14 protein-coding genes are annotated in these 15,780 nt (G+C 37.9%); 8 read left to right on the forward strand and 6 right to left on the reverse strand.

Annotated features, from left to right (window positions below; translation table 11 throughout):
• Window positions 1-30: 30 nt before the first annotated feature.
• Window positions 31-738, reverse strand: a complete 708-nt coding sequence (locus tag NP781_RS23610) for a response regulator transcription factor (RefSeq protein ID WP_257520948.1) — start codon at window positions 736-738, stop codon at window positions 31-33.
• A 509-nt stretch (window positions 739-1,247) separates the two neighbouring features.
• Here NP781_RS23610 and NP781_RS23615 point away from each other — a divergent pair.
• Window positions 1,248-2,063 (forward strand): metallophosphoesterase, encoded by an 816-nt coding sequence (locus tag NP781_RS23615; protein ID WP_221681353.1) that lies wholly within the window; start codon window positions 1,248-1,250, stop codon window positions 2,061-2,063.
• Between the two features lie 14 nt (window positions 2,064-2,077).
• Here NP781_RS23615 and tatC read toward each other — a convergent pair whose 3' ends face one another.
• From tatC to NP781_RS23635, 4 genes are read right to left on the reverse strand one after another with little or no spacing between them, the layout of a single operon-like run.
• A complete protein-coding gene (tatC, locus tag NP781_RS23620) occupies window positions 2,078-2,923 on the reverse strand; it encodes a twin-arginine translocase subunit TatC (RefSeq protein ID WP_048390786.1) in 846 nt (281 codons plus the stop codon).
• An 11-nt stretch (window positions 2,924-2,934) separates the two neighbouring features.
• Window positions 2,935-3,138, reverse strand: coding sequence for a twin-arginine translocase TatA/TatE family subunit (tatA, locus tag NP781_RS23625; RefSeq protein ID WP_048390784.1), 204 nt, complete (start codon window positions 3,136-3,138; stop codon window positions 2,935-2,937).
• A gap of 27 nt (window positions 3,139-3,165) precedes the next feature.
• On the reverse strand, window positions 3,166-4,878 hold the full coding sequence (locus NP781_RS23630) for a GMC family oxidoreductase (protein ID WP_221681354.1): 1,713 nt from the start codon (window positions 4,876-4,878) through the stop codon (window positions 3,166-3,168).
• Window positions 4,879-4,891: 13 nt separating this feature from the next.
• Window positions 4,892-5,641: a gluconate 2-dehydrogenase subunit 3 family protein gene (locus NP781_RS23635; RefSeq protein ID WP_131522166.1), complete on the reverse strand. Its 750-nt coding sequence runs from the start codon at window positions 5,639-5,641 to the stop codon at window positions 4,892-4,894.
• Between the two features lie 329 nt (window positions 5,642-5,970).
• Between NP781_RS23635 and NP781_RS23640 the strand changes: the two genes are divergently transcribed.
• Window positions 5,971-7,968 (forward strand): methyl-accepting chemotaxis protein, encoded by a 1,998-nt coding sequence (locus tag NP781_RS23640; protein ID WP_221681355.1) that lies wholly within the window; start codon window positions 5,971-5,973, stop codon window positions 7,966-7,968.
• Window positions 7,969-8,250: 282 nt separating this feature from the next.
• Here the strand turns inward: NP781_RS23640 and NP781_RS23645 are convergent, their stop codons facing one another.
• Window positions 8,251-9,426: an alanyl-tRNA editing protein gene (locus tag NP781_RS23645; RefSeq protein WP_257520949.1), complete on the reverse strand. Its 1,176-nt coding sequence runs from the start codon at window positions 9,424-9,426 to the stop codon at window positions 8,251-8,253.
• A gap of 156 nt (window positions 9,427-9,582) precedes the next feature.
• Here NP781_RS23645 and NP781_RS23650 point away from each other — a divergent pair, with 156 nt between their 5' ends.
• The 6 genes from NP781_RS23650 (at window position 9,583) to NP781_RS23675 (ending at window position 15,780) form a co-directional block, all read left to right on the forward strand.
• Entirely contained in the window at window positions 9,583-9,870 is a 288-nt protein-coding gene (locus NP781_RS23650; RefSeq protein WP_036075918.1) for a DUF6509 family protein, read from the forward strand.
• 151 nt (window positions 9,871-10,021) lie between these two features.
• Window positions 10,022-11,167 carry a VanZ family protein gene (locus NP781_RS23655; RefSeq protein ID WP_257520950.1) on the forward strand — a complete coding sequence of 382 codons (1,146 nt, stop codon included), beginning with the start codon at window positions 10,022-10,024 and terminating at the stop codon, window positions 11,165-11,167.
• 13 nt (window positions 11,168-11,180) lie between these two features.
• On the forward strand, window positions 11,181-12,515 hold the full coding sequence (locus NP781_RS23660) for an FAD-dependent oxidoreductase (protein ID WP_066038051.1): 1,335 nt from the start codon (window positions 11,181-11,183) through the stop codon (window positions 12,513-12,515).
• A 14-nt stretch (window positions 12,516-12,529) separates the two neighbouring features.
• On the forward strand, window positions 12,530-13,006 hold the full coding sequence (locus NP781_RS23665) for a glutathione peroxidase (RefSeq protein ID WP_004233894.1): 477 nt from the start codon (window positions 12,530-12,532) through the stop codon (window positions 13,004-13,006).
• A 151-nt stretch (window positions 13,007-13,157) separates the two neighbouring features.
• Window positions 13,158-13,925, forward strand: a complete 768-nt coding sequence (locus NP781_RS23670) for an ABC transporter ATP-binding protein (protein WP_054548905.1) — start codon at window positions 13,158-13,160, stop codon at window positions 13,923-13,925.
• Complete coding sequence (locus tag NP781_RS23675; RefSeq protein WP_257520951.1) at window positions 13,912-15,780, forward strand: ABC transporter permease; 1,869 nt, start codon at window positions 13,912-13,914, stop codon at window positions 15,778-15,780. Before NP781_RS23670 ends, NP781_RS23675 begins: the two co-directional genes overlap by 14 nt.

Raw genomic sequence — 15,780 nt, forward strand, 5'->3', positions numbered from 1 at the left:
TTCGTAAGGTAATCGCAGTGCCCTTCTTTTTCAAGGCTCGAAAAGGAATTTATATCCCGAACCCCTCACTGTTATAATCTTTGCTCTATGGCCAGCAACGGATTCTAGCTTTTTTCGTAAATTACTAATATGAACCTTCAATGCCTGTGTATGCCCAATACTTTCCTCTGCCCAAATAAGCTTATACAGCTCTGATGGGGGAAAAATTTGTCCTGGTCGTTGAGCTAGAAAGAAAAAAATTTGAAATTCCTTTGTAGATAAGGCTAATGCTGTGTTACCGATATATACTCTTCCGGAATGAACATGAAAGTGAAAATCCTCTATTATATGAGCATCTTCCTCTATATGGTGTACAGCAGCTTTTACTTGAAATTGCTTTCTACGCATGGATATTCTCTTGATTGTCTTCATTAAACGTTCTTTCTCAATAGGCTTTAAAATATAGTCAACAGCCTGTACATTAAAAGCTTCTATTGCAAAACGCTCATAGGCAGTGACAAATACAATATCCATTAAAAAAGGAAAGTCTGCAATCTTACTAGCAAATTCAATACCATTCATTTCCGCCATATCTATATCTAAAAAAAGAATATCAGGTTTGAGTATAGGGATATTTGCTATAGCTTCTAGTGGATTCACGAATTTTCCGATAATAGTAACAGCGCTATTATCATGTAACGTAGCTTCTAATAAATGGATCGCTAAAATTTCATCATCAACTATGATGGCTTTTAACATTTTTTCACCTCTTAACATCTAAATTTAGAATATTATGTAGCGCAACTGTACTTAATAAATTTTTCGTCATCAATTTTATACTTAGAAATGGAATTTGTACTCTAAAGTTATAAAATTATGAAAATTATGTAATTTATTAGGTGGTAAAACACTGTTTACAGTCCACTAATTGGATCATTACCTACAGTACAGCAATTTTTTTCTCCTTTAACTGATTTAAGTTTATTAGTATTCTCGCACTTTAGTAAATGAGATGCATTTCCCAAATCGTGATGTATTATGAGTGGATAATAAAATATGCCTTTCTACCCATATTATAGCATGCCAATAGTTAACGAAAAATAGATTAAACCGTGTATCATAATCTAATGCTAAAAATTTTAAGTTAAGTGTATTTGTGCATTTTGTGTATTTAAAGTGCATATACTTACAATCACTCTGTTTTTTGCTTATAATGAGAAAGTCAGAATTATTTCTGAAAAAAGTAGCCACAAAGTGAGCGATTGCGATTGAAAAAATTATTATATGGTATCTTCTTTGTTGTTTTTATAGTCATTTTTTTGTACGTAAACAATCACTGGCTAGTCGTAAGTAAACATGTGTTTGAATCAGAAAGTGTGCCTGACAGCTTTGATGGGCTACGCATTGTACAAGTTTCGGATTTACATGACGCTGTCTTTGGTGACAAGCAACAAAAATTGATTGCTAATGTAAAGGATACAAAGCCTGATTATATTTTTATCACAGGTGACGTGATCGATAGTAATCGCTATAATTTAAAACAAAGTCTACAAGCAGTGGAAGGACTAGTTAAAATAGCGGATGTTTATTATGTACTAGGAAACCATGAGGTAGCGTCAAATAAGGTGAATGAAATTTATGAGGCGCTGTCATCGTTAGGGGTACATATTATGTCCAACGAATCGACCGTGTTAGAGCGCGACGGGGAGCGCTTGGCGATTGTTGGTATTGAGGATCCGTTAATGGGTAGAACAACAGAAGATATGCTGGACATTGCAACGGCCTATTTGCCAGACGATATGTTTAAGTTGTTACTAGCACATAGACCAGAACTATTTAATACGTATGTAAATTACCACATAAATTTAGTATTTTCGGGACATGCGCATGGTGGGCAAGTTCGTATTCCTGGGCTTGGAGGACTTGTTGCACCAGGACAGGGGCTGTTTCCAAAATATACAGCTGGTGTCTACGAAGCAGGCGCGACGAGAATGGTAGTTAGTAGAGGGTTAGGTAATAGCTCAGTACCATATCGCATTTTTAATCTACCAGAAATTATTGTGATGGATCTAAAGAAAAAATAAGCACTGCGTAAAATTTACGCAGTGCTTTCAATTTGTTTGCGTTCTATACGTTTAACGAGGTAAATACTTATTTCATACAAAATAATCATCGGTATTAATACGAGTAACTGACTTATAAAGTCTGGAGGCGTGATAACAGCAGAGCCTACGCCCATTGCGATATAAGACCAGCCTCGTATTTTTTTCATGGATTCAGCAGTCAGTACACCAATGGCTGATAAGAATAGGGCAACAATCGGTAACTCAAATAATAGACCAAGCGGTACTGTAGTCATGATTAAAAAGTGCATATATTCATTTGCTGATACCATGACATCGAAATTGGTAGCTCCAATGCTTACTAAGAATGTATAGCTAAGTGGGTTTACGACGAAATAACCAAAAGCTACTCCTACTAAAAATAGAACTAACATGATTGGTGCATAGAGGCCTAAAAATCGACTTTCCTCTTCTTTTAAGCCTGGTTTAATAAAGCTCCATAGAAAGTGGACGAGGAAAGGCATTGCAAGACCAAAAGCTAAAGTAGTTGAAATCGTCATGTAAAATTTAACTACTTCTAGCGGTCCTAAAATAACGAGTGAGTGACCTCGCGTTATAAATGGAAACCAAATATTAATAGTAGAAAAGACAACAATGAAAAATAAAATAAAAACCGTTAACCCTTTGATAATTTGCTTACGTAAATCACTAAGATGCTCCAATAATGAGGTAACAGGTATCAGGGGTTCATCTGACACATGATCCTCTTCAATTGCTACCGTAGGTATTTCAACTAAAGCCTCCACTGGTTTTGGAGGCTCGGCTTGTGGTTTATCTAGAGGGCTTAAATATTTTCTTTTTCCGTCTTCATATGGATCCATAGGAAACCCTCCTACGAAGCATCAGATTTTTTTTCGACCTTTTTCACGGTATCATCTTCATCATCCATAAGTCCCTTAGTAGACTTTTTAAATTCTGCAAACGTTTTACCAACCGCTCCACCGATTTCTGGTAATTTTTTTGGGCCAAATACAATTAATACAATCACTAAAATAATGATTAATCCAGGTACTCCAATTGCTCCTAGACCTCCCATAAGTCTTGCCTCCTTTAGAATGATTTTTTATACTAATGAACCACCTGATTGACTGTATTTGATGACTCCCTCAGCACAACGGTAGGCAAGTGCCCCTAATGTGCCGGTTGGATTATAACCACTATTGTGTGCAAAGTTGCCTGCACTTACTGCGAAAAGGTTATCAACATCCCAGTGCTGTAAGTAATTATTCACAACACCTTGTTCTGGTGTTAAGCTCATTACCGTACCACCAGTATTATGCGTTGTTTGGTAAGGTACGATATTGTAATCGGTAATTTCTGCGTTAGGGACAATTGTTTTTGCACCCATTTCCTTCATAATGTCAGCTGCACGTGCAGAGATGTATTTATGAAGAGCTCGATCTTGATCAGTAAAATTGTATGTTAACTGAGTTAATGGTAGCCCGTAAGCATCCTTATAGGTAGGATCCAGCGATATATAGTTTTCCTTATGTGGCATAGATGCTCCTTGCGCACCAATCCCAAATGAACGTGTATAGTAATAAATAGATTGCTTTTTAAATTCTGGTCCCCAAGTAGGCGTATCAGGCGGGGTTGGATTTGAGCCGATTGGTCGTGTACCTGTCTGTGTAAGCGCAATATTACCTCCGTGAATAAAATCTAAATCACTATGGTCAAAATTATCCCCATTGTAATCGTCTATACACATGCCTAACGAACCTGCACCCATAAATGTATTGTATTGTTCCTCGAAGAACCCAGCGGCACCAGGCAAGATTTGATAACAATAGTTTCTGCCAAGTGTTCCTTTGCCAGTAGTAGGGTCATATCTTTCACCAATGTCAGAAACCATTAATAGCTTGGCATTATTAAAGACATAACTAGTTAATACAACAGCGTTAGCTGGCTGAATGAATTCTTCTCCCGAAACAGTATCGATATATCTTACACCTGTAGCCTTGTTACCTTGCTTTAAAATTTCAACAACATTGGAATTGAAGCGTAAATCAAAATTTCCTGTCTTGAGGGCTGTAGGGACAACTGTAATTTCTGCGGATGACTTTGCACCATATTCGCATCCAAAGCGTTCACAAAAACCACAATATTGGCAAGCGTTGATCGTTTCGCCATCTGGGTTTTTATAAACCTCTGATACGTTAGCTGATGGAACCATATAAGGTGTTAGCTTCAGGTTTGTTGCAGCTTTTTCGAATTGTGCAAGCATAGGCGTTTTTTTCATAGGCGGTGTTGGATAGGGATTCGAACGCTTTCCACTAAATTTATTTTTATCATCACCCGAAATACCAGCTGTTTTCTCGAACTTATCGAAATAGGGCTCTAGCTGATCATATGTTAAGCCCCAATCCTGAATCAGATAATTCGGTCCCAGCTTATTAGGTCCATAACGTTTATCTGTTAATGTTTTGATTTGGAAATCATAGGGTAAAAATCGATAAGTCATGCCATTCCAGTGTGTTCCTGATCCACCCAGACCCTCTCCAAGTAGGAAGGAGCCAAGCTGACGCATTGGTAATGCCTTCATATTGCGATCATTACGAAAGCTTACGGTCTCTTTAGAAAGATTTTGCATTAAATCATATCGGATGGCATAACGGTATTCGTCATGAACATTTAAATAATCCTCGGTCCCACGCTTTTGACCTCGCTCTAAACCGACTACCTTTAAGCCAGCTTTAGCACATTCTGCAGCAACGATACCGCCAGTCCAACCTACACCAACTGTTACTACGTCTACACTCGGTAATGTTTTAGCCATTTTTTATCCCCCCTTAATGGTTGCCTAATGGATTAGGCTCAATTTTTTGGAACTTGGCATCTTCTATTTGTGTAATATAAGCCATCTGGTGACCAGGGAAGCCCTTCATACGCCAGCCATCCATATTGCGATTTCCTCCATACATAGGGTCAGAATAAGCTCCCTCTAATGTTGCTGCTCGTAATAATGTAAAGAAGAACGCGGAAGTAACCCCAACCATTTCTATGTCACCTTTTTGGAAGGCAGTTAATATTTCATCCATTTGTTTGCCATCTAAATCGTTAAAGCTTTTCTTATAACGCTTTTGTGCTTCATCCTCCATTTTTTGGATACCCTGTCTAAAAATTTCCGCTCGCGTTAAACGGCTCTGGTAGCCTTGAGTTGGGGCACCTACATCAAATGGACCTTGCATATATTCTTTAGAGTTACTCCCATAATTTCCTGCAAGTTGATGATCGATAAAATAGGGAACGTCTAAACCAATAGCTCCTGGTCCCAAATCGTCCTCTGGAAAGATACGTTCCGTGGCCTTTGATAAGATACTAAAATCTTTTTCATTTCTGAAAAACATCTTAGCTTTTGGTGAGCCTGTGGCCTCATTCGTTGTTTCATGACCACCATGCTCTAGGGTAGAAGTACCTTTACCATTGATGTTGTAACCAACTAATCCTCCAATTAAACCACCACCGACTAATGTACCAGCAGCAATACCTGTAGTTTTTAAAAAGTCTCGACGAGAAACATTATTTTTGTCTGAACTCATGGAAGTCCTCCCCTCAAAATGTGTTAAACGGATCCTATCTTTAATAATCAGCAAAAAATGTGAATTATAATCAATTTTTGTTGGAAAATGTTTTAATTTCCTCCATTAGCATGATGTACTCTCCTTTTAAATGACAAGAGGGATCTATGAATTGAAAATTTTGTAGAAAATTGTTAGCACTATAAAGGTAGTGTAAATGGTATTATTATACATTTATTAATCATATTGGAAAACTTTTGTTGACTTCTACTTTTAGTGACTTTACTCTGAAGTTATGTAAAAATATGCGGATTGTATAGCTAAAAATGGAAGAAGTGAGAAAAAGAGAAATGTGGTTAAAAGGAATTGGCGGTAAATTAATTGTTGCAATTATAGCTCTTGTATTTGTAACATGTGGCACGCTTGGGCTATCTACTTGGATAAATAGTACAAAAGCCGTGAATGAGCAAGTGGAATCTAATTTGGTATCTAGAGCAGAGGATGTTTCCCAATACATAGAAGAACACTTCCAATTAACACTAGTGGAGGTGGAGGCAATTGCAGAGCAAGAGGCAGTTCGGAGCATGGACTTTGAAAAGCAAAAGCAGTATCTATCGAAACGTCTTGCCGGTAATGAGAATTATTTAGGTTTTGGCATTATCGATGCTAATGGAGTTGCCCATTATCTGGATGATACAACAGCTGAACTAGGGGATCGTGATTACGTAAAAGAAGGTTTTACTGGTAAGTCTGTCATGTCAGAAATTACGATTAGTCGTGTAACAGGTGAACCAGTCATTTTAATTGTTTCTCCAATTGATACAGTGACAGGTGAAAAAGCCTTATTATTAGCACGTATTGACGGCTATTACCTATCTAAAATTGTAGAAGACATTAAGGTTGGAGACAGTGGCTATGCATTTATGTTAGACGCTAACGGAACAATTATTGGACATAATAATCACTCGTATGTGAAGGAGCAATACAATCCAATTAAGGAAGCAGACAAAACAGGTATCAAGACAGGCAGAGCAATGGCTGCTAAAGAAATGATTACTAATGATAACGGTTATTTTACTTTTAAAACGGAAGATACAGGAACTAGTCTAATGGGCTATCATACCCTCGATAATGGTTGGAAAATGGGGGTTATCGCACTAGAAGATGAGATGCTTTCAGGGCTTACTAAGCTTAAGACCAACTTCATTGTCACTACGATCATTGTTTCGATACTTGGGCTATGCATCTCATTTGCCATTTCTCGCTCTGTTAGTAGACCACTTCGACATGTACTTCGCATTAGTGAGGGCTTATCGAATGGAGACTTTACACAGGAGATTCCAGAAAAATATTTGAAACGTATTGATGAAATGGGAACGATGGCACGTGCATTAGATCGCATGACTGATAATATGCGGGAAATGATAGCCAAAGTGAGTCAAGAAGCAACGGCAGTGAATGAAGCTGCGTGTGATTTAATGGGAGATGTAAATGGAGTAACAAAGCGTTCAAAGCAAATTGCTGGTGCAATAAGTGAAGTAGATCGAGGGGCACAAAGCCAAACTGTGATGGCAGAGGAAAGTGCCTCAGCAATGGAACAAATGGCAATAGGGATACAAAATGTAGCTGAAGTTGCCTCCTCAATTGCTTGTAATACAGATTTTATTTCCCAGAAAATTAGTGAAAGCAATCATGCAGTTCAACAATCCGTTCTATGTATGAATGAGATTCAGCAAGGCACAACAGATGAACTATCAATTATTCACAAACTAGAAAAAGAGTCAGAAGAAATTAGCTTAATTTCAAAAATGATTACCGATATTTCCGATCAAACAAATTTATTGGCATTGAATGCCTCTATTGAAGCAGCACGGGCTGGAGATGCTGGTAAAGGCTTTGCCGTTGTAGCAGAAGAAGTTCGCAAGCTATCGGAGCAAACAGCAGAATCAGCTACTAAAATTAATGTGCTCATCGAAAGAGTTCAATCTTATACATTAGAAGTAGTAAAAGCAGCGGAATCTGGTGAAGATAATGTTGAGCGTGGTTTAGCTTCCATTGAGGCAGTAGGAGAACGCTTCGAGGAAATGGTTCAAGCAGTAGGAGAAATAGCAGGTCAAATTGAAGAAATGAATGCTTCAGCTGAACAAATGTCTGCCAACACGGAGGAAGTTTCCGCGTCTATGGAAGAAATGGCAGCTACTGCACATGCGGCCAGTGATTATGTGCATGAGGTAACAGATGCAACAGCGGAACAGTTGAAGACGGTAGCAGTAATGAACAATCAAACTGAAAAACTATCAGAAATGGCAAAACGTTTATATGAAGCCATTCAAAAATTTAAATATTAAATTAGAGAGGAACTGTCTATTAATGATAGCTCCTTCAGAGTGTTAAAAAACAAAATCATTCATACAATTTTTGTGAAAGGTGAAGATGGATTACCGCTCCATGCAGGGGCTCGTCTGTCTCGCTATCCCACGGTTGTCAGACACCCCCTGGAAAGGACGCTGGCGGAACGAAAATCAACCCCTCACCTTGTCAAAAATTCTTTTTCTGCTAGTAACATTGTCTTTTTTCAACAATATAGGAGGAGCCGTAATTTTAATAACAGCTCCTCTATTATAATGCAATTAAGCGTCTTGCATCGCTGCTAGTAATTCTTCTTTCGAAACGGTGCAATCGCCACCACCTTGTACCATTTGGTCACTTCCGCCACCTTTACCATTAATAAGAGGCAGTGCCTTTTGGGCAACATCCTTCATGCTTTTTGAAACATTATTCCCTCTTGCTGCGACGAATTGTAGTTTGCCTTCATTTTCAGATACAAGTAGAGCTATTACATCTTTTTGTTCCGTAACAATCAAACGTGCTATTTTTTGTAGCTCTTGCATTGTTCGCTGATTAAAAGCAGCTGTTACGACACCTTCGCTATTAACAAGTGCCCTTGCTTCATACGTGAGTAATTCCTCTTTCGCAGCAGCGAGAGCCTTTTCTGTAGTTTTTTGAGTAGATAAAACTTTTGAAAGTGCTGTGGCAGCTTCAATCTCAGGGACACTTAATTGACGAGCAACGTCCGCTAATACTTTTTTACGCATGCCAAGCTCAGTCAAAACGCGTTGACCACACACAAAAGAAACGCGCACATTGCCCTTCATTTTCTCCGTACCTAATATTTTGATGGTACTAACTTGCCCTGTGGATGTAGGGTGAGTGCCACCACAACCGTTGTAATCAAAATTAGGGATAATCACAAGTCGGATGTCTCCCGTCACTGCAACTTCTTTACGAAGATTATAGTTGCCCAGCTCTTGCTCTGTAACCCAGATAGTTTGAATGGGGCGGTTCTCTAGAATAATGTCATTGGCTCTTGCTTCTGCCGCTGCAAGCTGTTGCTCAGAAATCGTTTCTATAGCAAGATCAATTGTTACTTGCTCACTGCCTAGATGAAAGCTTACAGTCTGCGCATTAAAAAGCTCTACAAAAGCAGCTGTTAAAATATGTTGCCCAGCATGCTGCTGCATATGATCGAATCGTCTTGGCCAATTTAACTTGCCATGTACCACACCATCTAAAGTCGATAGATCACCTTCAATATAGTGACGAATTTCATCATCCACTTTTTCAACATCTATGACCTCCAACGCATTCAATGTACCTGTATCGTGAGGTTGACCACCACCAGTTGGATAGAAAGCGGTGTTCGATAGTACAACATACTGACGGTCGGATTCGTCAGTTCCTTTACTAATAATAGTTGCATCAAACTCTTGTAACATAACGTCTTGATAATATAATAGCTCTTTCATGAAAAAGCCTCCTCGTATGTAGGGAAATTTAGTTCTAAATTAATTCCATTTCATTGTGGCATAATTACTTACAGGTGTATACGAGTTTTCTAGTTGACCCATGCTGAAATTGATTTAATATAGAAAAGAACAGCTAAAGAAAAAGGAGCAAATATAATGGAAATTACACAATTCTCAATGGAAGAGATTTTAGACCCAACAAATATTATTGAAGGTAAGCGTTATGAATTTATTCTGGATGTAGAAATTGATGAAGAGGATGAGCTTTACCACGAAGCTGGCATTGAAATTCGTGTCCTAATTGGTGAAAAAGACGAAGAACCATTTATATTAAATTACTTCATCATGGAAAAGGCTGAAGGTGAATATTTAGACTTTGCATTAGAAGATGATGAACTAGAAGAAATTTTGACATTCTGTAAAGAAGAAATAGCGAAAGCATAGTAAGTAACAGGTAGAGAGTATAGATTCTTTACCTGTTTTTTTATTGAATTAAGGATTATGTAAGCTTGATGAAATATACATGTAGTATTGAAGGACTAAACTTAGTTTTAGTGTTCAGAAAATAGGGCAATTTAAAGAGAGAGGTGTTTCTATGTCAACGTACACGCAATCCATTTTTATAGCATTTTTCATAACTATTATTTTATCCTTTGTACTATTTATACCATGGCTGATTTATACGTATCGTAAGTATGGATACTTATCGATGTCCAAAACCATTATCATGTTCTCATTTATTTTTTACTTTTTATCTGCGCTATGTTTAGTATTACTACCATTTCCGTCTACAAGAGATACTTGCTCACTTCAATCCGCGGAAACCGTTCATACTAATTTGCGACTTTTTCAATTTGTTGATGATGTTTTAAAGGATAGTGGCGTTGTTGTCACAAATCCATCTACATGGCTTGCTATCACAAAACAGCAGGCATTTTTTCAAGCCTTCTTTAATTTCTTACTACTAATGCCATTCGGCGTTTACTTGCGATATTTTCTTAAAGAAAGAAGGTACTGGAAACGTGCATTTTTAATTAGCTTTTTGCTAACATTGTTTTATGAGGTCACACAAAGAACAGGCATTTATGGCATCTTTAATTGCGCATACCGAATCTTCGATGTCGATGACTTATTACTAAACAGTGTAGGTGCGCTCCTAGGTTTCTTCTTAGCACCAATTGTTTGGGCATTATTCCCCTCTCATGAAGAGGTTGAGGCTAAAGCTGCTGAAATGGAAAAAAATGATATTGTTAAGCCGATTTCTATTTTACTAGCATTGGCCATTGATTTATTTATCGTCCAATCAGTTTGGATGATTATTGGTGTTCTGACAGGGTATAGCGGTACTTTTGAATTCTTAGTGAAAATGGCTCTGTACGTGATACTCTTTGGGGTGTTACCAAGTATGATGAATGGTGCAACACTAGGTATGAAGGTGATGCGTTTTACAATGGTCAACAAGAAAGGCAAAAGTATTGTAAAGCAATCATGGCGTCGTTGTATTGCTATTATCGCTACCTTGTGTTTATCAGGAGCCATTACAACTTTAGGTGACATCCAATTAGATATGGATTCACCATTTTATGTTCTACAAATTGTCATTTCTCTACTTGCCGCAATAGCAGGTTTTGCACTTACAATGATAATAGCTATTCATGTGATACGGGTCATCGTAAGTGGTGGAAAACGACGTTTGTATATCGATCAATATGCAGATTTAATGGCAACAAGGAAAAAATAAGGGGGCTTGTAGAATGAAATACGTCATCATTGGTGGGGATGCTGCAGGTATGTCTGCAGCAATGGAAATCTATCGGAATGTTCCAGGAGCAGAAATAACTACTTTAGAACGTGGTTTTATTTATTCATATGGGCAATGTGGATTGCCTTATGTTGTAGATGGTCGTATTTCATCAACCAAACGTTTAATTGCAAGAGATGTCGAAACTTTTCGAGATAAGTATGGCATTGATGCAAGAGTTGGCTATGAGGTAGAGAATGTAAACATAGAGAAGAAGGTTATTACAGGTACACAAGCAAGTGGTGATAAATTTGAGATTACCTACGATAAACTTCTTATTGCAACGGGGGCTAGTCCAGTCATGCCTGTGAAAAGGGGGAATGAGCTAGATGGTATCCATACGGTAAAAACAATTCCTCAACTGGAAGATTTGATGGCAGATTTAACATCAGAGATTGAGCAGGTAACAATCATAGGTGGTGGCTATATTGGTTTAGAAATGGCTGAAACCATACATGCCTGTGGGAAAAAGGTAAGACTTATTCAGCGCGGAAGTCATGTGGCTCGTATTTTAGATGAAGAACTTGCTCAGCATGTGCATGAGGAAGCGAAAAAGAACGATGTAGAGCTATTATTAAATACGAGCGTTGAAGCTTTTGAAGGAAATAAACGAGTGGAACGTGTTATTACAGATAACGGCGTTCTAGAGACGGATTTAGTCATTGTCGCTTCAGGCATAAAACCAAATACACAGTTTTTAAAGAATACTGGTATTGCACTTGCAAAAAATGGAGCGATCATTGTAAATCGCCATTTAGAGACTTCCCTTGAAAATATTTATGCAGCTGGCGATTGTGCAACTCACTTTAATATTGTGAAAGAACGTTTAGATTATATACCTTTAGGAACGACTGCCAATAAGCAAGGTCGTTTAGCAGGTCTCAACATGTCAGGCAAATTTGCTCCATTTAGAGGAATTGTGGGCACATCTATTTTAAAATTTTTCAATTTAACTATTGCTACAACAGGTATAAATGAGCGCGATGCTAAAGAGCTTGGTTTTGACTATGAGGCATTTAAATTATCTGCACGCCATATAGCCGGCTATTATCCAGGTGCACAACGTATGTTTATAAAAGTGGTCGTTCGCAAGCGCGATCAATTGTTATTGGGTGCCCAAATCGTGGGACCAGCGGGAGTCGATAAGCGTATCGATGTGTTTGCGACAGCATTATATAGTAAAATGACCTTACCTGATTTGCTAGATTTAGATTTGGCCTATGCACCACCATTCAATGGTGTTTGGGACCCTTTGCAGCAGGTGGCAAGAATGAATGGACGTTTATAATAGGAGGTAGAGAGATGAGCATTTATGATATTAATGTAACTTTAGAAGATGGTACTATCTATAGCCTTGAACGTTATAAAGGAAAGCCGATGCTAATTGTTAATACAGCTTCCAAATGTGGCTTTACACCACAATTTGAAGAATTAGAAGGTCTCTATGAAAAATATCAGGAGCAAGGTCTGGTTGTACTTGGTTTTCCATCAAATCAATTTAAACAAGAGCTAGCGACAGCTGAAGAAGCGGCTTCCCAATGTCGACTAACATATGGAGTGACGTTCCCGATGCATGAGATCGTGAAGGTGAATGGTAAAGAAGCACATCCTATTTTCGATTATCTTACTTCTCATTCCAAAGGATTTTTAGGCAATAGTGTTAAATGGAACTTTACAAAATTCCTTGTAAACCGTAATGGAGAGGTTGTTGGACGATACGCCTCAGCAGATAAGCCAAGTAGCTTTGAGGAAGATATTCAAAAAGTATTAGCACAATAGATTAGAAAAGATTCATGCACAGTTTGTGTATGAATCTTTTTTTGTTTATAAATTCCAAAAAGCAGTGGATTTAAGGTTGCTGTAAGCTTGCGACAAATTTGCTGTAAGTTTGGGGTCGTATACTAAAGTCAGAAAGAAGAGGTGAGCGTATATGACGCCATTATTAAAGGTACAAAACGTTGGGAAAAATTACGGCAAAGGCGCAAATACTTTTACAGCGCTATCGAATATATCATTTGAAGTAGAAAAGGGGGAGTTTGTTGGGGTAATGGGTCCTTCTGGGGCTGGAAAATCTACGCTTCTTAATGTATTAGCAACGATTGATACGCCAACAACTGGTGAAATTATTATTGAAGATACTAATTTGGCACGTATGAAGGATGCTGAATTAGCGGATTTTCGTCGAGATAATTTAGGGTTTATTTTCCAGGATTATAACTTGCTTGATTCTTTAACAGTGCGAGAAAATATTGTTTTACCACTAGCGATTGCAAAAATGCCGACAAAGGCTATTAATGCGAGAGTTGATCGCATTGCTGCATTGTTTGGAATTAGTGATTTATTAAACAAATATCCTTATCAAATTTCAGGTGGGCAAAAGCAGCGTACAGCCTCGTCGCGAGCATTAGTGACAGAACCGAAACTAATTTTTGCCGATGAGCCTACAGGTGCGCTAGATTCAAAATCTGCAACCGATTTATTAGAAAGCTTAAGTGATTTAAACCAATCTCAAGCAGCAACGATTATGATGGTTACTCATGATGCCTTTGCAGCTAGCTTTTGTCAGCGCATTCTATTTATTCAGGATGGACAGCTATCTAAGGAAATTCAACGTGGGACTCTAACGAGAAAGCAATTTTTCCAAGAGATCTTGCAGGTGCTATCTAGCATCGGGGGTGGAGTAAATGACGTTATTTAGTTTAGCGCGTAAAAATATTCAACGCAATTTATCGAATTACTTTTTATATATTGCCTCAATGGTATTTAGTATCGTTATTTACTTTACGTTTGTGACGCTCAAATATAATGATGATCTTTCAGCCTTAAAGCAATCGTCACAACAAATTAAAGGATTGATGAGTGCCTCGTCAGTCGTACTTCTGTTCTTCATTGTCATCTTTATGGCCTATTCCAACTCGTTTTTTATGAAGAAGCGGAAAAAGGAAGTAGCCCTTTACTCGTTACTAGGTGTACGTAAGCAAAAAATTGGCTTAATGCTCTTTTTTGAAAATTTAGTCATAGGACTTGTCTCTCTAATGTTTGGTATCCTTCTAGGTTTCTTTATGTCCCAAGGGCTATTAATGATACTAGTACGCTTAATGGGCTATGAAGTGGTTGGTAGCCTGACATTTTCAATGGAGGCACTAATTAATACAACGGGCATTTTTGCACTACTGTTTTTATTCACATCCTTACAAGGTTACCGTGTAATTTATCAATTTAAGCTAATTGATTTATTCCACGCAGACAAACAGGGAGAGCAAATTCCACGTGCTTCATTAGTAGCTGCTCTACTCGGCACTGTACTTATTGCATTTGGTTATTATACAGCTGCCTCTGATATGTTTACGAGTGAAATATGGCGATTCTTTACGGTATTAGGTACGCCATTAATGGTTATAGGGGTGACAATTGCAGGGACATACCTTCTATTCCATAGTGTGAGTGTCTTTGTGTTAACAGCATTAAAGAAAGCAACATCATGGTCCTGGAAGGGTTTAAATTTAATCGGTGTTTCTCAATTGTTGTATCGTATTCGAGCCAATGCCAAATCGTTGTCAATCATTGCAATTTTAAGTGCCACTACGATTACAGCAGGTGGCGGTGTCTTCGGTATGTATTATAATGCAGAAGCTTCTGTACGTCAGATGCTGCCAAACACATTTATGTGGAAAGGCGAGACAGTAGAATTTTCACAACAAGATGTCTTATATAATGAAGCACTGGCTGTGAAAAATTTACGTGTAGATAATGAATTCTCATTTTTCGAATATACATTACTTAAGGAATCGGACTATAATCGTTTAGCAAAATTACAAGGCAAGGATAAAGAGCTACACATTCCAGAGGGTTCTACGGTTTTACTTGATGCAGCCTATGATGAACGATTTTCACATGATTATACAGGTGAGGACTTTAAGCTACAAAACGGAGACTCCTTCCATGTAGAGAAGATGTACACGGAAAGCGTGTTAAACTTTATAGCAGCTGGAACAGTTCTCGTTGTGAATGATCAAGAGTTTAAAGCTACTGATGCCGATGAAATTATGATGCAGGTTGTTGGATTGGATAATGATTTGAAACAACAGGATGTGTCGAAAGACATTTACCAGCAGTTGTCTTCTGAACAACAAGAATCATTTTCTAGTGTACCGCAAAGCTATGAGGATAGTTTAGCAACAGTTGGTGCTCTATTGTTTGTAGGAAGCTTCCTAGGATTGGTTTTCCTAACAGCAACGGGCAGTATTATCTACTTCAAAATTTTAACGGAAGCCGAAGAAGATCAGGAAAAATATGCTATTTTAAATAAAATTGGTGTAAATAGTAAGCAAATCTTAAAGACAGTAGCAGGACAGGTCGCTGTTATCTTTAGTGCGCCACTTATTGTGGGGATTGCACATAGTGTGTTTGCATTACTAGCATTTTCACAGCTATTTAACATGAATATTACAAAACCAGTCATCTTGTGGATGATTGCATATTCAGCTATTTACTTTATTTATTATATCTTTACCGTTCGTTCGTTTTATAAAATAGTGAGACAGGGGAATTAA

It is taken from the genome of Lysinibacillus sp. FN11 (genome assembly GCF_024628845.1).
Taxonomy (GTDB): domain Bacteria; phylum Bacillota; class Bacilli; order Bacillales_A; family Planococcaceae; genus Lysinibacillus; species Lysinibacillus capsici.